The sequence below is a fragment of the Pedobacter flavus genome (assembly GCF_036324285.1).
Taxonomy (GTDB): domain Bacteria; phylum Bacteroidota; class Bacteroidia; order Sphingobacteriales; family Sphingobacteriaceae; genus Pedobacter; species Pedobacter flavus.
On the sequence record NZ_JAZDQU010000002.1, the window covers coordinates 72,634 to 98,368 of the forward strand.

At 40.4% G+C, this 25,735-nt stretch carries 21 protein-coding genes and 1 pseudogene; 21 read left to right on the plus strand and 1 reads right to left on the minus strand.

Annotation, left to right across the window (positions count from 1 at the left end):
* Positions 1 to 196 precede the first annotated feature (196 nt).
* The 19 genes from VRU49_RS06280 to VRU49_RS06370 all read left to right on the plus strand — a co-directional run bounded on the left by VRU49_RS06280 (position 197) and on the right by VRU49_RS06370 (position 23,285).
* Positions 197 to 4,564, plus strand: a complete 4,368-nt coding sequence (locus tag VRU49_RS06280) for a CusA/CzcA family heavy metal efflux RND transporter (protein ID WP_330145945.1) — start codon at positions 197 to 199, stop codon at positions 4,562 to 4,564.
* 6 nt (positions 4,565 to 4,570) lie between these two features.
* The gene (locus VRU49_RS06285) at positions 4,571 to 5,857 is read left to right on the plus strand and encodes an efflux RND transporter periplasmic adaptor subunit (RefSeq protein ID WP_084018997.1); all 1,287 of its coding nucleotides are present in this window, start codon (positions 4,571 to 4,573) and stop codon (positions 5,855 to 5,857) included.
* A 165-nt stretch (positions 5,858 to 6,022) separates the two neighbouring features.
* Positions 6,023 to 6,469 carry a methyltransferase family protein gene (locus VRU49_RS06290; protein WP_198418292.1) on the plus strand — a complete coding sequence of 149 codons (447 nt, stop codon included), beginning with the start codon at positions 6,023 to 6,025 and terminating at the stop codon, positions 6,467 to 6,469.
* Entirely contained in the window at positions 6,469 to 8,505 is a 2,037-nt protein-coding gene (locus tag VRU49_RS06295) for a heavy metal translocating P-type ATPase (protein WP_084018996.1), read from the plus strand. The genes VRU49_RS06290 and VRU49_RS06295 overlap by 1 nt, the downstream gene beginning before the upstream one ends.
* A gap of 360 nt (positions 8,506 to 8,865) precedes the next feature.
* Complete coding sequence (locus VRU49_RS06300; protein ID WP_330145946.1) at positions 8,866 to 9,690, plus strand: RteC domain-containing protein; 825 nt, start codon at positions 8,866 to 8,868, stop codon at positions 9,688 to 9,690.
* A 115-nt stretch (positions 9,691 to 9,805) separates the two neighbouring features.
* Entirely contained in the window at positions 9,806 to 10,369 is a 564-nt protein-coding gene (locus VRU49_RS06305; RefSeq protein ID WP_024566623.1) for a helix-turn-helix domain-containing protein, read from the plus strand.
* Between the two features lie 88 nt (positions 10,370 to 10,457).
* Complete coding sequence (locus VRU49_RS06310) at positions 10,458 to 12,869, plus strand: heavy metal translocating P-type ATPase (RefSeq protein WP_330145947.1); 2,412 nt, start codon at positions 10,458 to 10,460, stop codon at positions 12,867 to 12,869.
* Between the two features lie 99 nt (positions 12,870 to 12,968).
* On the plus strand, positions 12,969 to 13,190 hold the full coding sequence (locus tag VRU49_RS06315; RefSeq protein ID WP_002981097.1) for a heavy-metal-associated domain-containing protein: 222 nt from the start codon (positions 12,969 to 12,971) through the stop codon (positions 13,188 to 13,190).
* Between the two features lie 261 nt (positions 13,191 to 13,451).
* Entirely contained in the window at positions 13,452 to 13,631 is a 180-nt protein-coding gene (locus VRU49_RS06320) for a hypothetical protein (protein WP_330145948.1), read from the plus strand.
* 268 nt (positions 13,632 to 13,899) lie between these two features.
* Positions 13,900 to 14,775: a DUF3347 domain-containing protein gene (locus VRU49_RS06325; RefSeq protein ID WP_034735069.1), complete on the plus strand. Its 876-nt coding sequence runs from the start codon at positions 13,900 to 13,902 to the stop codon at positions 14,773 to 14,775.
* Positions 14,776 to 14,789: 14 nt separating this feature from the next.
* On the plus strand, positions 14,790 to 15,095 hold the full coding sequence (locus VRU49_RS06330) for a phosphoribosylpyrophosphate synthetase (protein ID WP_072885940.1): 306 nt from the start codon (positions 14,790 to 14,792) through the stop codon (positions 15,093 to 15,095).
* A gap of 18 nt (positions 15,096 to 15,113) precedes the next feature.
* The gene (locus tag VRU49_RS06335; RefSeq protein ID WP_091098856.1) at positions 15,114 to 15,644 is read left to right on the plus strand and encodes an AAA family ATPase; all 531 of its coding nucleotides are present in this window, start codon (positions 15,114 to 15,116) and stop codon (positions 15,642 to 15,644) included.
* Positions 15,645 to 15,658: 14 nt separating this feature from the next.
* A complete protein-coding gene (locus VRU49_RS06340; protein ID WP_091098859.1) occupies positions 15,659 to 17,779 on the plus strand; it encodes a heavy metal translocating P-type ATPase in 2,121 nt (706 codons plus the stop codon).
* Between the two features lie 6 nt (positions 17,780 to 17,785).
* Positions 17,786 to 18,451, plus strand: coding sequence for a DUF3347 domain-containing protein (locus VRU49_RS06345; protein WP_002993266.1), 666 nt, complete (start codon positions 17,786 to 17,788; stop codon positions 18,449 to 18,451).
* Positions 18,452 to 18,461: 10 nt separating this feature from the next.
* On the plus strand, positions 18,462 to 18,986 hold the full coding sequence (locus VRU49_RS06350) for a DUF305 domain-containing protein (protein WP_330145949.1): 525 nt from the start codon (positions 18,462 to 18,464) through the stop codon (positions 18,984 to 18,986).
* Positions 18,987 to 19,010: 24 nt separating this feature from the next.
* The gene (locus tag VRU49_RS06355) at positions 19,011 to 19,427 is read left to right on the plus strand and encodes a hypothetical protein (protein WP_078797523.1); all 417 of its coding nucleotides are present in this window, start codon (positions 19,011 to 19,013) and stop codon (positions 19,425 to 19,427) included.
* Between the two features lie 32 nt (positions 19,428 to 19,459).
* A complete protein-coding gene (locus VRU49_RS06360) occupies positions 19,460 to 19,915 on the plus strand; it encodes a heme-binding domain-containing protein (RefSeq protein ID WP_072885944.1) in 456 nt (151 codons plus the stop codon).
* A gap of 13 nt (positions 19,916 to 19,928) precedes the next feature.
* Positions 19,929 to 22,202, plus strand: coding sequence for a multicopper oxidase family protein (locus tag VRU49_RS06365; RefSeq protein ID WP_028069432.1), 2,274 nt, complete (start codon positions 19,929 to 19,931; stop codon positions 22,200 to 22,202).
* Positions 22,203 to 22,463: 261 nt separating this feature from the next.
* A complete protein-coding gene (locus VRU49_RS06370; protein ID WP_330145950.1) occupies positions 22,464 to 23,285 on the plus strand; it encodes an RteC domain-containing protein in 822 nt (273 codons plus the stop codon).
* 6 nt (positions 23,286 to 23,291) lie between these two features.
* On the opposite strand, the gene VRU49_RS06375 is transcribed toward VRU49_RS06370, so the two are convergent.
* The gene (locus VRU49_RS06375) at positions 23,292 to 24,068 is read right to left on the minus strand and encodes a hypothetical protein (RefSeq protein ID WP_330145951.1); all 777 of its coding nucleotides are present in this window, start codon (positions 24,066 to 24,068) and stop codon (positions 23,292 to 23,294) included.
* A 52-nt stretch (positions 24,069 to 24,120) separates the two neighbouring features.
* Here VRU49_RS06375 and VRU49_RS06380 point away from each other — a divergent pair.
* Both VRU49_RS06380 and VRU49_RS06385 read left to right on the plus strand, forming a co-directional pair.
* Positions 24,121 to 24,852: pseudogene (locus VRU49_RS06380) on the plus strand (HAD-IC family P-type ATPase); the annotation flags it as partial.
* 16 nt (positions 24,853 to 24,868) lie between these two features.
* Positions 24,869 to 25,732: an ATP cone domain-containing protein gene (locus tag VRU49_RS06385; RefSeq protein ID WP_330145952.1), complete on the plus strand. Its 864-nt coding sequence runs from the start codon at positions 24,869 to 24,871 to the stop codon at positions 25,730 to 25,732.
* Positions 25,733 to 25,735 lie beyond the last annotated feature (3 nt).

Consider the following 25,735-nt stretch of genomic DNA (forward strand, 5'->3'; position numbering starts at 1 on the left):
GCTCCTGTCATTCATTTTATAATGATATGTGCAATCCATTTAAGTTTTCCTGTTTGTTTCAGATAAATCCATAAAGCTTTTGCTTTTGTGATAATAGGCAAATAGTACGTTTTCCATTCCATAGACATTCATAAATCTGTTGGCTGCTTACCACAAGTGGCAAGTATATTTTTTGTAAAATATTAAACAGAAATACGTGTTAGATAACATTATAAAATTCAGTATCAAGAACAAGCTTGTCGTTGGTATAATGACCTTGTTGCTCATTATTTGGGGAGTGTGGAGCGCCACAAAATTACCCATTGATGCCGTACCCGATATTACTAATAATCAGGTACAAATAATTACGGTTTGTCCCACATTGGCGGGGCAAGAAGTAGAACAATTAGTAACTTTTCCTATTGAACAAAGTATTGCCAATATTCCAGATTTAGAAGAAACACGGAGCATTTCGAGGTTTGGTTTGTCGGTAATTACGGTTGTATTTAAAGACAATGTAGATATTTATTTTGCCCGGCAATTAATCAATGAAAAATTAAAAGAAGCCGAAGAGAAAATCCCGAAAGGAATTGGTACGCCGGAACTGGCTCCCGTAAGTACAGGTTTGGGCGAAGTGTATCAATACATCATCCATCCCAAAAAAGGAAGCGAGAAAAAATACGATGCCAAAGAATTGCGCACAATGCAGGATTGGATTGTAGCCCGACAATTGTACGGAACACCAGGAATTGCCGAAGTCAATAGCTTCGGTGGCGAGCTGAAACAATATGAAGTAGCCGTGAACCCGAACCGCCTTAGAGCAATGGGTGTAAGTGTTACTGATATTTTTACGGCATTAGAAAAAAACAATCAAAATACAGGCGGTGCCTACATTGATAAAAAACCAAATGCTTATTTCATTCGTGGAATTGGCTTGGTTACTTCTTTAGATGATGTAAAAAATATCAGTGTAAAAAATGACGGTGGCAGTATTCCTATTTTTATTAAAGATGTAGCCGATGTAAGATTTGGAAGTGCGGTAAGATATGGCGCAATGACTTATAACGGCGAAGTAGATGCAGTGGGCGGTGTGGTAATGATGCTGAAAGGCGAAAACAGTAACGAGGTTGTCAATCGTATCAAAGAAAAACTACCCGTTATTCAAAAATCTTTACCCGATGATATTATCATTGAACCTTATTTAGACCGCACCGATTTAGTAGGCAGAGCAATGAGTACCGTAGAAAAAAACCTGATAGAGGGTGCATTGATTGTCATCTTTGTATTGGTTATTTTCTTGGGAAATTTCAGAGCGGGATTGATTGTCGCTTCCGCTATTCCTTTAGCGATGCTATTTGCTTTAGCCTTGATGAATGTCTTTGGCGTGAGTGCCAATTTAATGAGTTTGGGTGCGATAGATTTTGGTTTAATTGTAGATGGTGCGGTAATTATTGTAGAAGCCACTTTGCATCATTTGGGTTTAAGAAAATCTAAGCAAAAACTTACACAATTGGAAATGGATAACGAAGTTTTTACATCCGCTTCTAAAATCCGTAGCAGTGCAGCTTTTGGCGAAATCATTATCTTAATCGTTTACATTCCTATCTTGACGTTGGTAGGTGTTGAAGGAAAAATGTTCCGTCCGATGGCGCAAACAGTAGGTTTTGCAATATTTGGCGCATTGATTTTATCCCTTACTTATATTCCGATGATGTGTGCTTTGTTTTTATCTAAAAAGCCGATGCACAAAGAAACCATTTCAGATAAAATGATGAATTGGTTGCAAAAAATGTATCAGCCTTTATTAGAAAAAGCCATCAAAATAAAATATTGGTTAGTGGGCATAACCGTTGCTGTATTTGCTTTTACACTATTTCTATTTGGCAGAATGGGTGGCGAATTTATACCACAATTGCAGGAAGGCGATTTTGCCTTTCACTGCATTTTACCACAAGGAAGTTCATTAAGCCAAAGTATCGAAACATCAATGCAAGCTTCAAGAATTATTAAAGAATTTGATGAAGTAAAAATGGTGGTCGGTAAAACAGGAGCAGCAGAAGTACCCACCGACCCAATGCCACCCGAGGCAACCGATATGATGATTTTGCTGAAACCTCAAAGCGAATGGAAAAGTGGCAGAACTTACGATGAATTAGCAGATGCCATTAATGAAAAATTAGAAGCAATACCTGGAGTATTTTTTGAAAAAAACCAACCGATACAAATGCGTTTCAATGAATTGATGACAGGCATTCGACAAGATGTGGCAGTAAAAATATTCGGAGAAAATTTAGATACATTGGCGTTGAATGCCGATAAAGTAAGCAAAGTTATTCAAACCGTAGAAGGTGCTACAGCTCCACAAGTAGAACGTGTAAGCGGATTACCACAAATTAATGTAGAATATGACCGAACTCGTTTAGCCAATTACGGCATTAATGTAGAAGACGTAAACAACGTTGTAAGTACCGCCTTTGCAGGGAAAAGTGCAGGTGTGGTTTTCGAAAATGAAAGAAGATTTGATTTGGTGGTTCGGTTAGATAGTATTCACAGAAGCAGTATTGAAGATGTAAATAATTTAATGATACCAACTTCCACAGGCAATCAAATTCCGTTATCACAAGTTGCTACGATTGATTATAAATTAGGTCCGGCGCAAATAAGTCGTGAAGCAGGAAAAAGAAGAATTGTAATCGGGTTCAACGTTGCAGGCAGAGATGTGCAAAGTGTGGTTGAAGAAATTCAACAAAAATTAAATGCACAGGTAAAATTACCACCAGGTTATTATTTCACTTACGGCGGTCAGTTTGAAAATCTGAAAGAAGCCAGCAATAGATTAATGATAGCCGTTCCTATTTCCTTGTTATTAATTTTTGTGTTGCTCTATTTCACGTTCCGTTCCTTTAAGCAAGCAGGTTTAATATTTACCGCAATTCCGATGAGCGCCATTGGTGGCGTATTGGCTTTAATGCTTCGTGGAATGCCTTTCAGCATCAGTGCAGGAATTGGTTTTATCGCCTTGTTTGGTGTAGCCGTTCTTAACGGAATTGTATTGATAGGCACTTTCAACCAATTGGAAAAAGAAGGAATAAAAGATGTTTTCAAACGAGTAATCGAAGGAACAAAAATAAGACTTCGACCTGTATTGATGACGGCAACCGTTGCGAGCTTAGGATTTTTACCGATGGCACTAAGTAGCAGTGCAGGTGCAGAAGTTCAAAAACCTTTAGCAACCGTAGTAATCGGTGGTTTGGTTACGGCAACTTTCCTTACGCTGTTCGTTCTGCCTTTACTCTACATCATTTTCAATTCAAAAATTAATTTAAAAAGAAAACCCAAAGTGAAACCTATTGCAACTATCATTGTATTGCTTCTGTCATTAACAGGCTTTACAGCAAATGCACAAACACAGCATTTATCAAGTGTTGATGATGCGATAAATATTGCGCTTCAAAATAATCAAGCCATTAAAGCTTCAGATTTAGAAATTGATGCCAGCAAAGTGTTGAAAAAAACAGCCGGAGAATTACCTAAGTTGGATATTAATGCACAGTTGGGACAGTACAACAGCACCAAATTCGACCAGTCTTTTCAGGTGTCACAAACCATTCCTTTTCCGTCATTATTCGGAGCAAAAAAGCAATTGATTAACGCAGAGATAAAAGGGAAAGAATTGCAAAAAAACCTTAGCGTTTTGGAGTTAAAAAATCAGGTGCGAACTTATTATTATCAAATTCTGTATTTGCAACACAATCAAAAAAAATTGCAAGAATTAGATAGTTTGTATAATAATTTCATAAGTATTGCAAAGCTTCGATACAAAACTGGCGATACCAAAAAAGTGGACATCAGTACAGCAGAAGCTAAGAAAGGGGAAATCCATTTATTGTTAAAACAGAATGAAGTATTTTTAAATAATGCAGTTGCCAGCCTGAAAACATTGATGAATACGAAAGAAGATTTTACCATTGCAGAAAATGGAATTTTTCAGCCTTTACAAATCAGTAATTTGTTGGATAATGATGCAGTGGCAAATCATCCCGCCATTCAATCCTTATATCAGGATGCTGTTATTGCAGAACAGACCAAAAAGGTAGAGCGTTCGCAAGGTTTACCCGATTTTACAATTGGCTTTACAAATCAGTCTTTAATAGGTTTTCATACTGTAAATGGTGCGGAAAAATATTTTAATTCTGGTAACCGTTTCAATTCTGTAAATATTGGCATTGCAATTCCCATCACTTACGGTGCTACCAAAGCAAGGATAAAATCTTTGGATTACAGAAAACAGGCAGCCGAAGCTAACGCACAACAGCAGCAAAAAGTATTAGCAACGCAAATGCAGAATGCCTTGCAACAATACCAACAGGATATGCATCAATTCAATTATTTTCAGCAGGAAGCATTACCTAACGCTAAGGAGATTGTAGCGGCAGCTCAATTAGGTTACAAAACAGGCGACATCGGTTATGTAGAATATCTTTTTGCCTTGCAAACCGCAACCGATATTCAGTTGAATTACCTCAAAAGTATTCAGCAGGTCAACCAATCTGTAATCAATATTTATTCATTCATCAATCAATAAGTACAAATGAAATTCAATATAAAAAAAATCACGTTGATGACAGCCATAGCTGTTTTACTATTTGCTTTTTCTGCCTGTAAAAATGATAAGAAAGCAGAAGATAAATCTGCCGAAACCAAAACTGCAGGAAAAGAAGAAGCACCACACGAGGAAGAAACGCCAACCATTGCCACACTTACCGAAGAACAAATAAAAACGGTAGGCATACAATTAGGCACCATTGAACACAAGGAATTAACAGCAACCATCAAAGCAAACGGAAATCTGAAAGTTCCCAATAACAATAAAGCCAACGCCACTTCTTTGTATGGCGGTGTGATAAGAACACTGAAAGTTCAAATTGGAGATTATGTAAGAAAAGGTCAGGTTATTGCAACCATTGCCAATCCGCAGTTCATCCAATTGCAGGAAGAATATTTGAGTACAGCAAGCAGAATTACGTTTGCAGAACAGGAATTAGCAAGGCAAAAAGAACTGAATGAAGGCAATGCAGGTGCAAAGAAAAATCTGCAAAGTGCTACTGCCGAATTAAGCAGTTTAAGAACCCGCAGAGCTTCCTTGCAACAGCAGATACAATTAATGGGCATCAATCCAGGTTCGGTATCAAACGGAAATTTAAAATCCGCATTGGTCGTAACCAGTCCGCTGAATGGTACGGTTAGCAACGTTTTTGCCAAAATTGGAAGTTATGTAGATGTTTCTTCGCCGGTTATCGAAATTGTAGATAACAGTTCATTGCATTTAGATTTACAGGTGTTTGAAAAAGATTTACCACAGGTAAAAGTTGGACAAACTATTCATTTTACTTTAACCAATAATCCTACTGCTGAGTATGATGCTACAGTTTTCAGCATTGGTTCATCCTTTGAAAACGAGAGCAAAACCATCGCCGTTCATTGTCGTGTAAATGGTAATAAAAGTGGTTTAATTGATGGAATGAATATCACAGGAATTGTAAGCCTTAATAATGTAACAACGCCTGCTGTACCAACTGATGCGATTGTAAATGCCGATGGCAAATACTACATTTTTGTACAAACCAATAAAGAAGCAGAAGCCCATCACGAAGAAGGCGAAAAAGAAGGCGACCACAAAGAGGGCGAAGAAAAAGACCATAAAGAAGATAAAACTGCTAAGAATTTTGAAAAGGTAGAAGTGCTGAAAGGCGTATCTGATATGGGTTACACCGCTGTAACTTTTGTAAATGAAATTCCTGCCAATGCTAAAATTGTAGTTAAAGGTGCGTTTTTCGTCAATGCAAAACTAAGCAATGCAGGTGGTCACGAACATTAAAAATTGAACGCTATGGTTTGGTTAAAATTTTATTTGCCGGTGTATTTGGTGTTGTATATTATGGTAGCTTTTGTGCTACCATAATACCGAACCTACAAGCAAACGGGCATCAATCCCATAACTTTTGGCAAAACAGATATTGCACACGACTATATCGGTTTTGTGATGAAAGTATTGATAGCATTGCTTTTCGTTGCGGTATTCATCTATTCGTTCAGCGATAAAATGTATCAATATTTAGTACCGATTTCTTATTTAATGAAAGACGTGTTTTTAATCATTGCATTAATACTGATACACCTTTCATTACTATGGATTTCAGTAGCGCAATATCAAATGAGTAACAGTTGGCGTGTCGGTATTGATGAAAATAACAAAACCGAATTAATCACAAAAGGATTATTCTCTTACAGCCGGAACCCGATTTTTTTGGGAATGATAATCAGTGTTGCAGGAATATTTTTTATACTACCCAATACACTTACATTTTTCCTGATGCTTACTACCTATATCGTTATTCAAATTCAGATAAGACTGGAAGAAGAGTTTTTGGAAAAACAACACGGAGAACAATATTTAATTTATAAAAAAACAACTAAAAGACTACTCTAATGGAACACAAACATAAATACGATGCACAAGGCAAACAGCTTTGCTGCACACCACAGGAAGAAAAAATATATACCGATGCTAATGCTAAAAAATTATTAGAAAAGCATCACAACAATGACGGTCACAACCACGAACACAGCGATGATGACGGTCACAACCACGGAAGTACCGACAAATCTACCTTTCAAATGTTTTTACCTGCCATTATCAGTTTTGTTTTACTGATGATTGCTATTGCTTTTGATAATTGGCTACCGCAATCCTGGTTTACAGGTTGGGTAAGAATTATTTGGTATGCAATAGCCTATTTACCTGTTGGATTTCCTGTAATTAAAGAAGCATTTGAGAGCATCCGCAAAAGCGATGTATTTTCAGAGTTTTTATTGATGAGCATTGCCACTATCGGAGCTTTCGCCATTGGCGAATATCCCGAAGGTGTTGCCGTTATGCTGTTTTACGCCGTTGGCGAAGTGTTCCAAACATTAGCCGTAACAAGAGCCAAAGCCAACATTAAAACCCTGCTCGACCAAAGACCCGATGAAGTAACGATTTTAGAAAATAACCAACCTAAAACTGTAAAAGCAGCAACTGTAAGCATCGGCAATATCATTCAATTAAAACCCGGAGAGAAATTAGGATTAGATGGCGAATTATTATCCGAAACGGCAGCATTCAACACCGCAGCATTAACTGGCGAAAGCAAACCCGACACCAAAACCAAAGGCGAAACTGTTTTAGCAGGAATGATAAATTTAAACACAGTTGCACAGGTAAAAGTAACCACGGCATATACCGATAGCAAGCTTTCAAAGATTTTGGAATTGGTTCAGAATGCTACTGCACAAAAAGCACCAACAGAGTTATTCATCAGAAAATTCGCAAAAATCTATACACCAATTGTTGTGTTATTAGCAGTGCTTATTACTGTTGTTCCTTACTTTTTTGTTGATAATTATTTGTTCAGTCAATGGTTATACAGAGCATTAGTGTTTTTGGTTATTTCTTGTCCGTGTGCTTTGGTTATCAGTATTCCTTTAGGGTATTTTGGTGGAATTGGTGCCGCTTCAAAAAATGGGATTTTATTCAAAGGAAGTAACTTTTTAGATGTGATTGCAGGTATTCAGAATGTTGTGATGGATAAAACCGGAACAATGACCGAAGGCGTTTTCAAAGTACAGGAAGTTAATTTGAAACCTGAATTAAATAAAGACGAAATTCTGAAATTGGTAAATGCCTTAGAAAGTCAAAGTACACATCCTGTTGCCACAGCCATTCATCAATATGTAGGAGAAATTGACAATTCCCTAAAATTAGAAAACACAGAAGAAATAGCAGGTCACGGTTTAAAAGCCAACGTAAACGGAAAAGAATTATTGGTAGGTAATTTCAAATTGATGGACAAGTTCAATATCAGTTATGATTTAGACCCAAGTACGATTGTTTACACTTTAATCGCCATTGCTTACGATGGAAAATTTGCAGGCTACATTACCATTGCCGACAGTATTAAAGAAGATGCACAGATTACAATTGACAAACTAAAAGCATTAGGCGTAAAAACTACAATGTTGAGCGGAGATAAAAGCACCGTGGTAAAATTTGTTGCCGATAAATTAGGAATTAATAATGCCTTTGGCGATTTATTGCCGGAAGACAAAGTAAATAAAGTAAAAGAAATCAAAGCCAAAAACGAAACCGTAGCATTTGTTGGCGATGGCGTGAATGATGCGCCTGTAGTAGCTTTGAGCGATGTAGGAATTGCAATGGGTGGTTTAGGAAGCGATGCCACTATTGAAACTGCAGATGTTGTAATTCAGGATGATAAACCAAGTAAAATCCCAATGGCAATCAATATCGGAAAGCAAACCAAGAAAATAGTTTGGCAGAATATCATTTTAGCATTTGGTGTAAAAGCTGTCGTTCTCGTTTTAGGAGCAGGTGGTTTAGCCACAATGTGGGAAGCTGTTTTTGCAGATGTAGGTGTAGCATTATTGGCAATTTTGAATGCTGTAAGAATACAGAGGATGAAATTTTAGAATTAAGCTTATTCTAATAATGAATAAAACTAACAATGCATAGGAAAGGCAAAAGTTATCAAAAAGTACCTCCGTACAAAAGATACAAAGCTTCTAAACCCTCAAATGGTAATTTGTTGAAGTCGAAAAAACCTTCGCTCTTTATGATACTTTTTGGGATATTTTTAGCTGTGTGCCTTATTGCTTTGATATACATAAAAATTAGACACTATTATATCTATCACTATCACTAAAAGTGGAATTATAAGTTATCAAGCAAAAACCAAAGTTTCAAAAGAGAAGCCTGAAAATGTAAATTCTTTTCAAATATTACAGTATTTAGGCTTCTCAATTATTTTTTTAATAGATTTAAGATAAGGAATGGACAAATTCTACAAAGAAACACTCTCTAAACTGGAATTAGAAATTAGCGAATTGGAGGTTGAAGTCGATTGCTCCTTACAACGTATTGAAGCTGCCATACACCTTATTCTCGAATGCCTTTCGGAATTAAAGGAATACGTTTTGAAAAAAGGATTTAAGAATACTAATGAAGAAATCCGCTTTTTCAAATATCAGAAACCTGTTATTGTTTCAAAGCTCATCTACTACAACGCCATTTATAAAATAGAAACGAGAAGACCGTATGGGAATAAGCGCATCAGGAAATATTTTATCAAAGAACTGAAAAAGCTAAAAAGGTTCTTTGATAACAACCTTGATTTTTATAAGTATTACCGAAGCAATAATTCTTTTGTGGATGAAAAAATATTTGTACGGGGAAAACACGATATAAGGCTATGGTTAGATACCTTTTATTTTGAGGCAGACCATACTTTTTCTACTTCGCACGATTATAAGGTTGCCAAGATAATTGCCAATGATCTGATACAGGTTTATTTGGAAGACAAGTTGAATAACCTTAATCTAAAAAAGACTTCAGAAAATTCGTTGAAATGGACGGCAAGCAAAACAGCACTGACGGAACTTATTTATGCACTATATTCCCAAAGTGTATTTAACAATGGGAATACAGACATAAAATTGATAGCCAAAACGTTTGAAGATGCCTTCAATATTGAGTTAGGCGACTTTTACCATACGTTTATGGAACTTAAAGCCCGCAAAATAAACCGAACGAAATTCCTCGACAGGCTGTGTGAAGCACTGATAAAGAAAATGGACGAACAAGATGAAAAACAGTAAGTATATATGTACACAGGCTTTATTCCTCTTGGCAAGAAGTCAGAGTAATTAAACTTAAATTGTAAATTTGTTTATTGCTTATGTATTAAATACTAAACGTAGTCAGTAAATAAATATGAATACAATCTTTATTAAAAATATGGTTTGCGACCGTTGCATTATGGTGGTACAAAACGAATTGGAAAAACTGGGATTAGATGCTAAAAATATAAAACTGGGCGAAGTTATTCTTTCCAAAGAAATAACATCTCTGGAAAAAGAGAATTTGTCCAAAACTTTAGAGCCATTAGGATTTGAAGTAATTGACGATAAAAAAGGCAGGATAATAGAAAAGATAAAGAACATTATCATTGACCTGGTACACCATCAGGATAGTGATGTAAAAACCAACCTTTCCGATGTATTGAGTGACAAATTGCATCACGATTACAATTACCTGTCCAATCTGTTTTCAGAGGTAGAGGGTACAACCATTGAAAAATACTTTATCGCCCAAAAGGTGGAGAAAGTCAAAGAATTGTTGGTGTATGATGAGTTGTCATTAAGTGAGATTGCGAACCGCCTAAATTATTCGAGCGTGGCATATTTGAGTAACCAGTTTAAAAAAGTTACCGGGCTAACACCAAGCCATTTCAAACAGATTAAAGAGGATAAAAGAAAACCGTTGGATAAAGTGTAAGTAAATCTTACAAATCAAATCCAAAATTTCACAACAGTACCCATAAATATAATAGCCAATTTTGTATTGTAAATTAAAGCAGGCAAATATGGCGACAAACAGAGAAAATATATACATTCCATTGGAGGATGTAGAAAGCGAACACTGTGCATTAATCGTTGAAAAGGGATTGGCACAGGTAAAAGGCGTAGAAACCCATAAAGTAGAGCTGAACAACCGAAGGGCAGCGATTACTGTAGTTAGCAATGAAACCGTAGGCGAGGCTGTTAAGGCAATTAAAGATTTAGGTTACGGAGTTCCTACGGTTAAAAGTGCTTTTCCGGTATTGGGCATGACCTGTGCATCCTGTGCGGGCAGTGCCGAAAGCATTGTGAAATACCAACCGGGAGTAGTTAATGCTTCCGTGAACTTTGCAACGGGCAATCTTACCGTGGAATATCTGCCCAATATGACCGATGCCTCCACCCTGCAAAAAGCGGTTCAGGGAGTAGGTTACGACCTATTGATTGAAGACGAAACCAAGCAGCAGGAAACGCTCGAAGCCATCCACGAAAAGAAATTCCGAACCTTGAAAAACAAGACCATTTGGGCAATTATCCTTTCCCTGCCCGTGGTAATCATAGGAATGTTCTTTATGGATATGCCCTATGCAGACCCGATAATGTGGCTCTTTTCCACGCCCGTTGTAATATGGTTGGGCAGGGATTTTTTTGTAAACGCTTGGAAGCAGGCAAAGCACCGTTCCGCCAATATGGATACGCTGGTGGCATTGAGTACAGGTATTGCCTACCTGTTCAGTGTTTTCAATATGCTGTTTGCCGACTTTTGGCATCAACGGGGACTGCACGCCCACGTATATTTTGAAGCGGCAGCCGTTATTATCGCATTCATCCTGTTAGGGAAACTGCTGGAAGAAAGAGCCAAAGGCAACACCTCTTCTGCCATTAAGAAGCTGATGGGCTTGCAGCCAAAAACGGTCATCGTGGTACAGGCGGATGGAACGGAAAAGCAGACCGCTATCGAAGACGTAAGCGCAGGCGATGTGATACTCGTAAAGCCCGGTGAAAAGATTGCGGTAGACGGCATGGTCATATCGGGCAATTCGTATGTGGACGAAAGCATGTTAAGCGGTGAGCCTGTACCTGTATTGAAAAAAGAAAAAGAAAAAGTATTTGCAGGAACGATTAACCAAAAAGGCAGCTTCCGGTTCAAGGCGGTAAAAGTGGGCAGAGAAACCATGCTTGCCCACATCATCAAAATGGTGCAGGATGCACAGGGAAGCAAAGCACCCGTACAGAAACTGGTCGATAGGATTGCGGGCATCTTTGTTCCCACAGTGATAGGCATTGCCATCCTGACATTTACACTATGGTTGATTTTGGGAGGCGAAAACGGGGTTGTTCAAGGTCTGTTGGCAGCCGTTACGGTATTGGTCATTGCCTGCCCCTGTGCTTTAGGCTTAGCGACACCCACCGCTATTATGGTAGGCGTTGGTAAAGGTGCGGAGAAAGGCATTTTGATAAAGGATGCCGAAAGTTTGGAACTGGCCAAAAAAGTAAATGCCATCGTTTTGGACAAAACCGGAACCATCACCGAGGGAAGACCACAGGTAACGGGCATTAAATGGCTGAACAATGAGGACACTGCAAAAGAAATCCTTTTGAGCATCGAAAAGCAATCCGAGCATCCATTGGCAGAAGCCGTAGTGAAGCATCTTGACGATGTAGCGACCACCTCTTTATCCATGTTCGACAGCATTACGGGCAAAGGCGCAAAAGCAGACCATGACAACGAAACCTATTATGTAGGCAACAAAAAGCTATTGGCAGAAAACAACATTGCCATTGCCGGCGAATTACAAGACCAGGCCGAAGAATGGGGCAAACAGTCCAAAACCGTTATCTGGTTTGCAAACAGCAAACAGGCTCTTGCTGTAATCGCTATCGCCGATAAGATTAAGGAAACATCGGTGCAGGCTATCCGGGAAATGCAGGAAATGGGCATTGACCTGTATATGCTGACCGGAGATAATGAAGCTACCGCTAAAGCCATTGCGGAGCAGACAGGCATCAAGCATTACAAAGCCGAAGTTTTGCCACAGCATAAAGCCGACTTTGTGAAAGAACTGCAAAGTAAAGGAAAGGTAGTGGCAATGGTGGGCGATGGTATCAACGACAGCACCGCATTGGCAACAGCCGATGTAAGTATCGCAATGGGCAAAGGCAGCGACATCGCAATGGACGTAGCCAAGATGACCATCATTTCGTCCGACCTGACCAAGATACCGCAGGCAATACGCTTGTCCAAACAGACCGTAGCCACCATCAAGCAAAACCTGTTCTGGGCGTTTATCTACAACGTAATCGGCATTCCGGTAGCGGCAGGCATCCTTTACCCTGTTAACGGCTTCCTGCTCAACCCGATGATTGCGGGTGCGGCAATGGCATTGAGCAGCGTGAGCGTGGTCAGTAACAGCCTGCGGTTGAAGTGGAAGAAATAAAACAGTAAATCTCACAAATCAAACAAGAAATTACACAACAATAACTAACTGAATAGTACGGAAATTTGCATTATCAGATAACTCTAAAATTTGTAAACAATGGAAAATAAACAATTTCAATTCAAGACGAACATCAATTGCGGCGGTTGTATCGCATCTGTAAAGCCGCACTTGGACAAGGCAGAGGGCATCTGCCATTGGGAAGTGGACACGGCCAACAAGGACAAGGTACTTACCGTGAAGTCCGAGGGCATTACCGAGCAGGAAGTAATATCGACCGTGCAAAAGGCAGGCTTCAAAATAGAACCTTTGGATGCCTAAGCCAGCACCTTTTTGAAATGCCCTTTTTCCGACCGAATTTCCATGAGGTTGGGTTGATGAAAAAGGGCATTTTATCAATTCTGAAAAAAGGCGATAGGTTATTGCGTATATGGCATTATTTTTCCATATAGCAAAAAAAACGTAAAACGATATAAAAAACCAATCTAATTTGTAACTTTGTTGCGTTGAAAAATTATAGAATACATATAGGCATTTTGACATTGTTCTGTTTGGTTTTCTTTATGATGCCAAGTCAGAGCTATGCCTGTTCCAAAAATTCAACAAAGACCGAGCAGTCTTCCTGCTCAAAGGAGAAATCCAAAAAATCAGAACATAAAAAAGGTTGCAAGAGCAAATCCTGTAAAAAATGCAAAAGTGACAAATGCGGGGGCGGTTGTTCACGCAGCTCTTGCAGGTGCGGTGCTTCAACCACTTCCCTAAATGTCCCAACCGTAATCGAATTAAAGGCAAAAAATCACTTAGCAGCGGCTAAAAAGCACAAATTCGGTTTCAAAGAAGCCTACTATTCTTCGGGCTTTTTCTCCATTTGGCTACCGCCTAAAATAAGCTAAAACTATGGCCTGATAGCCATAGGTGTGTCCTGTCAGAAGCTGTTCCGGCTTTTGCAAATCCCCTATTTGTATCATTTATTCAAAATTTAAAACAGAAATGGGTTTATCAATCCCCCGTTTCTCAAAATGTAATTATTATGAAATCATTATCAAAAATAGTGATGGTAATCGCCGTATTACTATCATCAATAAACGGCTTCGCACAAATCAAGAATGCGAAAACAGAAACCGTAAAGATTTACGGCAATTGTGGTATATGCAAAACCACCATCGAAAAAGCAGGTAACGTAAAAAAGGTAGCCAGTGTTGACTGGAACAAAGATACTAAGATGGCTACGCTCACCTATGACGGCGACAAAACAAATCAGGATGAAATCCTGAAACGTATCGCTTTGGCTGGTTATGACAGTGAGAAGTTCCGTGCGCCGGATGACGTATATGCTAAACTGGCTGGTTGCTGCCAGTATGATAGACCAGTGAAGACGGTTGCCAAAAACAAGGAGGCGGGAATGGACATGAATGCCGGACATGGCAATCACGACCATAGCCAAATGGCAGCTAACAAAGATGCAGCCCAAAACCAATCACAGCTAAAGGCTGTATTTGACAACTACTTTTCAGTGAAAGATGCTTTGATAAAAACCGATGCGGCGACCGCATCTGCCAAAGCCGCTGAATTGGCTGCATCCCTTAAAGCAGTCGATATGAATAAGCTATCGGCAGAGGAACATACGGCTTGGATGAAAGTGATGCAGGACTTGACGGCCAATGCGGAAAGCATTTCAAAATCAAAAGATGTTGCAAAACAAAGAAGTGCTTTTGCGGCACTTTCGGGAAGCATCTACACACTGGCCAAAGTGTCTAAACAGGATACTCCCGTTTATTACCAGCACTGCCCTATGTACAACGGAGGTAAGGGAGCCAATTGGCTAAGTAAAGAGAATGCTGTTAAAAACCCATATTACGGCTCACAGATGCTTACCTGCGGCAGTACGGTCGAAACCATTAAATAACAGGTCTGAAAGCTATGGTACAGTACAATGACATGGTGCAGGCGCTTAAAGACCTAAGACAGCGTGGATACAGTATGGACTTTAGTCTGTTGCCGGACTGCCTGTTCTGTGCGTCAAGGAGCCTGAAACTAAAACCGGAGGATTTTACGGTTACGGAAACCCATAGGTTTGAAAGCCTCGACAGCAGTCCTGATAACAATGCCGTGATTTATGCCATATCGTCCAATGATGGTAAGAATAAAGGCGTACTTGTTGATGCCTATGGTGCTTATGCCGAAGAAATGACCCATGAGATGGCAAAAAAATTAAGTGCAACATAACTTTTAAAACCCCTTGTTATGAAGAACAGGACAAATTGGTATGTCATTACGGGAGGCCCATCAACAGGTAAAACTACGGTTGTGAACCTCTTGGCTGAAAAAGGATATAATACAGCCATAGAACATGCCCGGCATTACATAGAAACGATGAGCATCGGCGGAAAGACCGTAGCGGAAATCAGGGAAAATAAGCTGGAATTTCAACAAGGCGTACTGAAAATGCAGATTGAACAGGAAGCAAAGCTCGACCCGGAGGAAGCGGTATTTTTGGATAGGGCTATACCCGATGCCCTTGCCTACTATCGTTTTTTAAGGCTTGAACCGGATGCCCTGCTGAATGCTGCTTTAGCGCATGTTGATTATAAGAAAGTATTTATACTTGACAGGCTCCCGCTTGTAAAGGATTATGCGAGAACCGAAAATGAAAGTGAACAACGCCATATACATTCTCTTATAATCGAAGTTTATAAATCCCTGTCTTTTCCGATTGTACACGTGCCTGTGCTGCCACCGGAAGAAAGGGTTCAGTTCATTCTTAACAATCTATAATATTTAATGGGATTATGAATAAATACACGTGTCCTATGCACCCACAGGTGCTAAAAGACGAACCGGGAAAATGCCCGCTCTGTGGCATGGCATTGGTTCCCGTTGGCGGTGCGTCAGCTTCTCATGAACACACATCAGGACATGGGCATTCCGGGCATTCTCAACATGGCCATGCTGACGAAAACTTTAATAAACATGAGGGGCATCATACAGGCGATTTCCTCACACGTTTTTGGATAAGCCTTGTCATTACAATCCCTATCCTGCTCCTGTCACACATGATACAGCAATGGTTGGGTTTCTCCCTTGCTTTCAATGGCGATAAATATGTGCTGCTGGCATTGGGTACGGTGATTTATTGCTATGGAGGCTTACCGTTCCTAAAGGGAATGATTGGCGAGGTGAAAGCCAAAGCCATAGGGATGATGACACTTGTTGCCATTGCCATATCCGTAGCCTATGTTTATTCCGTAGCCGTTGTATTTGGCTTGCAGGGTATGGACTTCTTTTGGGAACTGGCAACCCTAATTGACATCATGCTGTTAGGGCATTGGCTGGAAATGCGTTCCCAAATGGCTGCTTCACGGGCATTACAGTCATTGGTGGCTTTGCTGCCCAACGATGTTACCGTGGAACGTGGCGGAGAAGCTGTAAAGATAAAGCTCGAAGACCTGCAAAGCGGTGAAACGGCTATCATAAAACCGGGAGAAAAAATTCCAGCCGATGGATTGGTACTGGAGGGGCTTTCGTATATCAACGAGAGTATGCTTACCGGGGAAAGTGTTCCCGTAAAAAAGGAAAAGGACGGAAAGGTCATCGCAGGCTCTATCAATGGCGATGGTGCGCTGAAAGTTAAGGTAACAGCCGTGGGAAAAGACAGCTACCTGAACAGGGTTATCAATCTTGTGCAGGAAGCGCAGGCTACTAAGTCTAATACACAGAACCTTGCGGACAAAGTTGCCAAATGGCTCACCTTTATTGCCATTGCCGTGGGCATAGGCACATTTGCCTATTGGTATGCAAGCAGTGGAGATATTGCCTTTGCGCTTGAAAGAATGGTGACGGTAATGGTAACGGCCTGCCCGCACGCATTGGGCGTGGCTATCCCGTTGGTGGTCGCCATTTCCACAACGCTTTCGGCGACCAATGGCCTGCTCATCCGCAACCGTACGGCATTTGAAACCACCCGAAAACTTTCCACCGTCATTTTTGATAAGACCGGAACGCTCACCAAAGGTTCCCATGCCGTAGAAAAGGTTATACCGTTAACAGACGAATATAATGCCGATGAGGTTATCCAGTATGCTGCCGCAGTACAGCAAAATTCGGAACACCATATCGCCAAAGGCATTATGGCTACATTGAAAGAAAAGAGCCTTGCCTTATGGAAGTCTGAAAACTTCAGCTATATGCAGGGCATAGGTGTTAAAGGTGTTGTGAACGGGAAAAATGTCGTAGCTGGCGGCCCGAATTATTTCACCGAAAACCACCTTTCCCTGCCGGAAATACCAAGCGAAATCAATCAGGAAGCCGAAACGGTCAACTTTGTCCTCATTGATGACCGGGTAATCGGCATCATTACTTTGGCAGACAGCATCCGTGAGGGTTCGGCACAGGCGATTGAGGAACTCAAAAAAATGGGCATCAAGTCCTTTCTGCTCACCGGGGACAACGACAGGATTGCTGCTGCCGTAGCCGGAAAATTGGGTATGGACGGGTATTTGGCTAATGTGCTTCCGCACAACAAGCAGGAGAAAGTAAAGGAGTTTCAGGCAAAAGGCGAAATCGTAGCAATGACTGGTGATGGTGTAAATGATGCACCTGCACTGGCACAGGCAGATGTGGGCATTGCCGTGGGTTCCGGTACGGACGTGGCTGCCGAAACAGCGGATATCATATTGGTAGACAGCGACCCGAGGGATGTGGTCAAACTGATTGACTTCGGCAAACTTACCTACAAAAAGATGGTACAGAACCTGATATGGGCGGTTGGCTACAACGTGGTGGCAATACCGCTTGCGGCAGGCGTACTCTATCCGAATTTTGTTTTAAGTCCCGCTATGGGTGCTGTGCTGATGAGTGTAAGCACCATTGTAGTGGCTATTAACGCAAGTTTTTTAAAAATCAAAAAATAAATAAAAATGAAAAATCTAACATTATCAATCATTGCTGTTATCATGGCATTTGTAACAGTATCATGCAATCAGGCATCCAACAAAAACGAGCAGTCTTCAAGTGATACTGCTGTTGTATCACAAGAACAGTCAGCTTCCCAACCAAAAGAGGATGATACGGTAGCTGCGCCCGTTGTGAGTGAAACTCCGAGCGGTCAGGAAGCAAAAGCAACAGGAAAAGAAGAAGCAAAAAACTTTTCTATTGCGCCCATAGTTACCGATTATCTGTCCTTAAAGAACGCCCTTGTTTCGGACGATGACAAAGCTGCCGCCAGTTCAGGGAAAAAGCTGTTAGCTACCCTGAATAAAGTGGACATGAAAGCCGTTCCTGCCGATAAGCACAAAAAGTACATGGACATAGCGGACGATGCTAAAGAACACGCAGAACATATCGGGGAAAATGTCGGCAACATCCACCACCAGCGGGAACATTTGGCCTCGCTTGGCGAAGATTTGAAAGACCTGATTGATTTGTTCGGTACATCGCAAACATTGTATCAGGACCATTGCCCGATGTTCAATGACGGTAAGGGTGCTGTTTGGTTCAGCGAAAACAAGGAAATCAAAAACCCTTACTACGGTTCTAAAATGCTGACCTGCGGTAAGGTGGAAAAAACAATTAACAGCAAATAAATTTCGGGTTATGGAAAATATGCAAAACAATCACAATGCGGGTCATGCCTCGGAGCATGGCACGCACAATACAAAACATGCTTCGGCCATGTACAAACGCTTTGCGGTGATGGCTGTCGCCATGTTCGCAGTGATGTATTTTATCATGTACGCCATGATTGACGAGTGGCAGAACCTGATACCCAATATCAATAACCTGTACATGACCCTGCTGATGACCTCGGCAATGCTGCTTATCGAATTAGCGATAATGAAAGTGATGTACCCCAACAGGAAGATGAATTGGGCGATAGCCATCATCTCGGTTGCCGTTGGCATCTTTTCATGGTTTGGTATCAGGGAACAAATCAATGTCGGGGACAAGCAGTTTGCAAAGGGTATGATACCCCATCACGCAGCAGCCATATTGATGTCCGAAAAGGCACACCTGACCGACCCGGAACTGATAGAGCTGCAAAAAAACATACTTAAAACCCAAGCGGAAGAAATTGAACTGATGAAGCGCAAGCTAAAAGAGTTTGAAGAAAGTAAATAATAAAATTTAAAAAACAGTTTCGACATGAGCAAAATAATAATCGGCTTTATTTCCTTATCAGCCCTGCTATTCACCGCTTGCGGACAGGTAGGGTCAAATAAGGATGAAGCGACACAGCATTCGCAGGCAACTCCGGAAAGCCACGGGCATAGTAACCAAATAGGTGAATTGGTTCCATCGGATGAAGTCTGCATGGTCAACGATGCCTATATGGGCAAAAGGCAGTTTGACGTAAAATTTGATGGTAAAACCTATTACGGATGTTGCGAAATGTGTAAGGAACGTATTCCAAAAGATGCGACCGTGCGGATGGCGATAGACCCCTATTCCCATAAGCAGGTAGATAAAGCTAATGCGGTGATTGCTGTGACAGGAAATAACGGTGAAGTTTCTTATTTTGAAAACAAGGAGAATTATGCCAAGTATGTGAAAAAACAGTAGACACAAAAAGATGAAGCCACAATAAAATAATTATGACCATAAAGAAGAAAATCATATTGGGGCTGGCTGTCGTCCTGATTGCCATACAGTTCTTTCAGCCCTTACGGAACCAGGCGGTTGAAGTGCCAGCCACCCATATCGAAAGGGTGTACACCGTACCCCAAAATGTAAAGGCTATCCTTGTTCAGTCCTGTTATGACTGCCATAGCAACAATACCCATTATCCGTGGTACAGCCGTATCCAGCCCGGCGCATGGTACATGGCAGAGCATATAAAAAAGGGGAAAGAGGAACTCAACTTTAGCGAATTTGGCGACTATTCTGTCCGCAGGCAGCGAAACAAGTTCAGGGCTATGGCCGGGCAGGTTAAGGACGGGGAAATGCCGTTGTCATCATACACACTAATTCATCGCAATGCAGTATTGTCACCGGAGGATAAGCAGGTTTTGATAGCGTGGTTTAGCACAATGGAAGACAGCATTAAATAAAATTTTTCAAATCATGAACAGATATAATAAAATACCTATAAGAATTTTGCAAACAGTGCTGATACTGCTTTGCACGCAAACGCTGTTTGCACAGAGAGTGGTGCATTACGAGCTGTATGTAAAAGATACGCTTGTCAACTATGCAGGTAAGCAAAAAAGGGCAATTGCCGTAAACGGGCAAATCCCCATGCCCACCCTTACCTTTACCGAGGGCGACACTGCCGAAATAGTGGTGCACAACCAATTGAAAGAAAGCACATCACTTCACTGGCATGGTGTGTTCCTGCCCAATAAAGAAGACGGTGTGCCCTGGCTTACACAAAAACCCATCGCACCGGGCACAACCTACACCTACCGTTTTCCGATTATCCAGCATGGTACGCACTGGTACCATTCCCACTCAGGATTGCAGGAGCAGATTGGCATGTACGGAAGTTTTATCATGAAGAAAAGAAGCGATGATAAGACATTCAGAAAAGGAATTGACGATTTGCCGACCGTTCCAATTATATTAAGTGAGTGGACAAATCTTAACCCCGATAATATCAACCGTATGCTACACAATGCAAATGATTGGGCGGCCATTAAGAAAGGCGCAACACAATCATATGTTGAAGCTATTAAGGAGGGAAAATTAGGGGTAAAGGTAAAAAACGAGTGGAAGCGGATGCTGGCGATGGATGTCAGTGACGTTTACTATGATAAAATCCTAATAAATGGTAGCCATAGCACCGATTTGAAAACAATTGATGGTAAAAAGCTAAAAGCAGGCGACAAAGTCAGATTGCGTGTTTCCAATGGAGGGGCGTCTTCATATTTCTGGCTACGGTATGCTGGAGGAAAAATTACAGTAGTAGCGAATGATGGGAATGATGTTGAGCCTGTAGAGGTGGACAGGTTAATCATTGCCGTTTCTGAAACTTACGATATTGTAGTGACTATCCCTCAAGATGGTTTGGCTTACGAGTTCTTAGCAACAACCGAAGACAGGACACAATCTGCGAGTTACTTTATAGGTGATGGGGTCAAACAGCTTATTTCTCCACTCCCACGATTGAAGTATTTCGAGGGGATGAAGATGATGAACGATATGATGAAAATGAATGGCGATTTGGACGATATGGGCATGAAGATGAGCCTTAACCAAATGGACATGAATGTAGTGATGTATCCCGAAATTACCGGAGATGCAACAAAAAAAGCAGACCACAGTAAGCATGAGGGTATGGATATGGATAACGACGCTAACCGTTACAACGCTAATGCCTTGGGAGACATCAAAACATTAAATTATGCTATGTTGCAATCACCTTATAACACCTCTCTTCCAAATGATGCGCCTGTAAAAGAGTTGAAATTCACACTTACTGGCAACATGAACCGCTATGTATGGAGCATGGATAATAAAATACTTTCGGAAACTGACAAAATACCTGTAAAAAAAGGAGAAATTCTACGGATTACCATTTATAATAATTCAATGATGCGGCATCCAATGCATCTTCACGGATTTGATTTCAGGGTGATAAACGGAAAAGGCGAAAAATCGCCGCTTAAAAATGTGTTGGATATCATGCCTATGGAAACAGATACCATTGAGTTTTTAGCAAATGAGGAAGGTGATTGGTTCTTTCATTGCCATATATTATATCACATGATGGCGGGAATGAACAGGGTCTTTGAAGTTGGAGACTACAATAACCCCTATCTACCCGACAAGGCAAAAGCCTATAAAGAATTGCAAAGAGAAAGTAATATGCCTCATTTTATGGCACAAAACGATTTTGCAACCAATGGTAATGATGGAGAAGCTATGCTAATGAATGCACGCTACCAATTAGGAACAGAATGGCGTTTAGGCTATAATAGTATGCACGGTTATGAAGTAGAAACCCATTTAGGTAGATACATTGGAAAGATGCAATGGTTCATGCCCTTTGTAGGTTTTGATTACCGCTACCGTAAAATGGGAGAAGATGAACACGAAAAGAACATATTTGGACAAACCAACAAGAAAGACACCCGCAGGGCGTTCAGTTTAGGGTTTATGTATACGTTACCTATGCTGGTCAATTTTCAGGCAGAAGTATATCATGATGGAATTGTGAGATTGCAGTTAATGCGTGAAGATATACCAATTTCAAAAAGACTAAGAGGTGGTTTTATGGTGAATACCGACTTAGAGTATATGGGAGAACTTAGGTATATCATTAATAAGAATATAGGGATACGTACCCACTATGATAGCGATATGGGCTTTGGTGTGGGGCTGGCATTGACTTATTAAAATTAAATAACTAAGGGTTGTAAACTGCATAACCGTAAAAAAATATCGGTAAAAAAAAGGAGGTGATGCAGGTGTAATTCGCAAAGACTAACCTGCATCATACTACAACCCTTTAAAGTATGCAACAAAAATCTATCTATCGTTCCATCATCAATACGGTAGAGGTTGAATTTTTTTAAGCAGTAATTGCATCATAAGCTAATACGAACAGTGTTAGCTTTTCTGTATTAACCAATAATATATTACATCAAAATGAAGCGAATGGATAAATTTTACAATGAAACATATCTTAAATTGGAAACTGCAATCCAGGAACTGGAGATTGAAACCGACTGCCCCATAAAAAGAATTGAAGCCGTTATACACCATATCATACAAAGCCTTGCCGACTTAAAGGACTTTGTACTGAAAAATGACTTTAAGAATATGGAAGAAGAAATCCATTTTTTCAAGTATCAGAAACCTGTTATTGTTTCAAAGCTCATCTACTACAATGCCATCTATAAAATCGAAACAAGAAGACCCTACGGGAACAAGCGTACCAAGAAATATTTTACCAAAGAACTGAAAAAGCTAAAAAGGTTCTTTGAAAACAACCTTGATTTTTACAAGTATTACCGCAGCAATAATTCTTTCGTTGACGAAAAATTCTTTGTGCGTGGCATGCACGATATAAGGCTGTGGTTAGACACATTTTATTTTGAAGCAGACCATCGTTTTTCTACTTCACACGATTATAAGGTTGCCAAGATTATTGCCAATGACCTGATACAAGTTTATTTGGAAGACAGGCTCAATAACATCAATGTGAAAAGGGGTTCGGACAATTCATTGAAATGGACGGCAAGTAAAACGGCACTGACTGAACTCATATATGCACTGTACTCCCACGGTGTATTTAACAATGAGAATACAGATATAAAATTGATTGCTAAAGCATTTGAAGATGCCTTTAATATTGAATTGGGCGATTTTTACCATACGTTTATGGAACTGAAAGCCCGTAAGATAAACCGAACCAAATTCCTTGACAGCCTGTGTGAAGCCCTAATAAAAAAAATGGACGAAAAGGACGAAAAGTAACGACTATTATAATACGCCACGAGGTGAATGAACGCCTTTTGTTCGTATAATGCTTTCCTGCACCTTTGGGGCTTCATTCTGCTTTTCTGCCTGCTCCGAAGCATCTTGTTTGGTTTCCGGCGTAATAGATAGCTGTATCTTTCTTTCTACGGCAGCCAGTTCCGTTTTAAGCTCACTCAATCGACTTTCCTTAGCCCAAGTACCGTTAACCACTTCCTGAAGTATCGGCAGGTCTTTTTGTATTTCAGCGATTTTCTCCTGCTCCTGCTTCACAAAGCCCGGCAGTTTTTCCAAAGCCCTTAAAAAATTCATTGCGGCGGTTTCGGGGTCTTTTGCCATCAGACCGTTATTGTAGGTGTACTTGATATTGCCCTCGCCAGTTATAAAAAATCTATTGACCCTTTCGAGTGTTGAATTATCCTTTGGAAGTTCTGTTTTAACCAATAATTGAAACCCGTAGAGGTTGCCTATTTCACGATAGTCGCCTGCCGTGCGGGCTTTGTTCGCTATCTCGTTCAGTTTTGCGCCTATTTGTTTCGGATTTGCATTGGGCGGCAAGCCATCTAACAGCACAGGGTTTTCGATTGTACCGTCCGAACGCTTTTGCAGGCGTTGCTGTAAGTTTTCCCAGTCGGTACTCATCCGGCTCAAACGGGATTGAGTGCTTTGCAACATTTCCATATAATCCTGTACCTTAAATTTGGCACTGGATTTAGAGCGGTTGAACGCCTGCTTTTCGCTTTCCAGTCCGGCAATCTGTTTTTCCAGTTTGGCTTTATCCAACAGGTCTGTATTTCCTGACAGGATTGCCACATATTCCGAAAAGTTCATTCCCCAAGGCATTGGAGTAAAAGGAACGGTCAACGGAAAAGAAATTGTTGCGGCGGGGCCAAATTATTTTACGGAAAACGAGATTGATAAACCAGCCGTCCCTTCTGAAATTGATCAGGATAGAGAAACTATAAATTATGTATTTATTGAAGGTAAGGTAATAGGTATTATCACGCTTGCGGATCGAATAAGAGAGGGCTCTCAAGAGGCTATCCATAAACTTAAGGAAATGGGGATTAAATCATTTCTTTTAACAGGTGACAATGAGAAAATTGCAGCCTCGGTTTCTAAAAAATTAGGAATGGATGGGTTTTTAGCTAACGTCCTTCCACATAACAAACAAGAAAAAGTAAAAGAATATCAGGCGAAGGGTGAAATCGTTGCTATGACGGGCGATGGCGTAAATGATGCCCCTGCATTAGCGCAAGCGGATGTTGGGATTGCTGTTGGCTCCGGAACGGACGTGGCCGCCGAAACAGCTGATATTATCCTGGTAAACAGTGACCCAAGAGATGTTGTAAAAATGATAGATTTTGGAAAGCGGACTTATCAAAAAATGATTCAAAATCTCGTTTGGGCAGTCGGTTACAATGTGGTTGCTATCCCATTAGCAGCTGGAGTATTGTATCCAAATTTTGTATTGAGCCCGGCTATGGGTGCAGTTTTAATGAGCGTTAGTACCATCGTTGTCGCATTTAATGCAACCTTACTAAAGCTTAATAAAAATAGAATCTAAACTTATATGCATTAGAATGGAAAACGCCCTATCCCAAACAATGGTTACCAAAAGTGATGGACGGATTGTATCTTTTGATCCTAACAAGATCATAAAGACTCTACGCAAAGTGGGAGCAGACGAACAGGCTATCTCCTTAGTTCTACAGCAAACGTATAAAGTTCTTCATGAAGGTATTTCAACAAAGAAAATCTACGAAAGTGTATTTCGAAACCTTAAAAAGATGGACAAATCCTTGGCTGGCAGATATAATTTAAAGAAAGCAATCTTTGCACTGGGACCATCGGGGTTTCCATTTGAGAAATATGTTGGTTCCCTTTTTATAGCGGAAGAATATTCTGTAAAAACAGGAATAACTGTATCTGGTAAATGTGTAAATCATGAAGTTGATATAGTAGCAGAGAACACGTCCGAGATGAATATGATGGAATGTAAATTTCACTCAAACCAAAAGTCCTATTGTAGTGTACAGCACTCGTTGTATGTTCGGGCAAGATTTTGGGATATAGAGCGAAAATCCGAACAAGATGATACTTGTTTGCCAAGGAAGTTTTTCGGATGGCTGGTTACTAACACAAGGTTTTCTACCGATGCAATTACTTATGGCACCTGTTCGGGCTTAAGAATGATGTCTTGGGATTTTCCACTTAATAGTAGTCTGAAAGACAGAATAGACAGATTGGGATTACATCCGGTAACATCAATCATCTCACTTTCACAAAAAGAGAAAAGAGAACTGTTAGCCAGAAATATTGTGCTTTGTCAAAGTTTAAATGCAGAAATATTAGAGAGCTTGGGTATTACCGGAACTAGAATACCTGATATCATTAGGGAGTCTGCTAGTTTATGCAGACGAATAAATGAAACACATATTAAGTAAAAG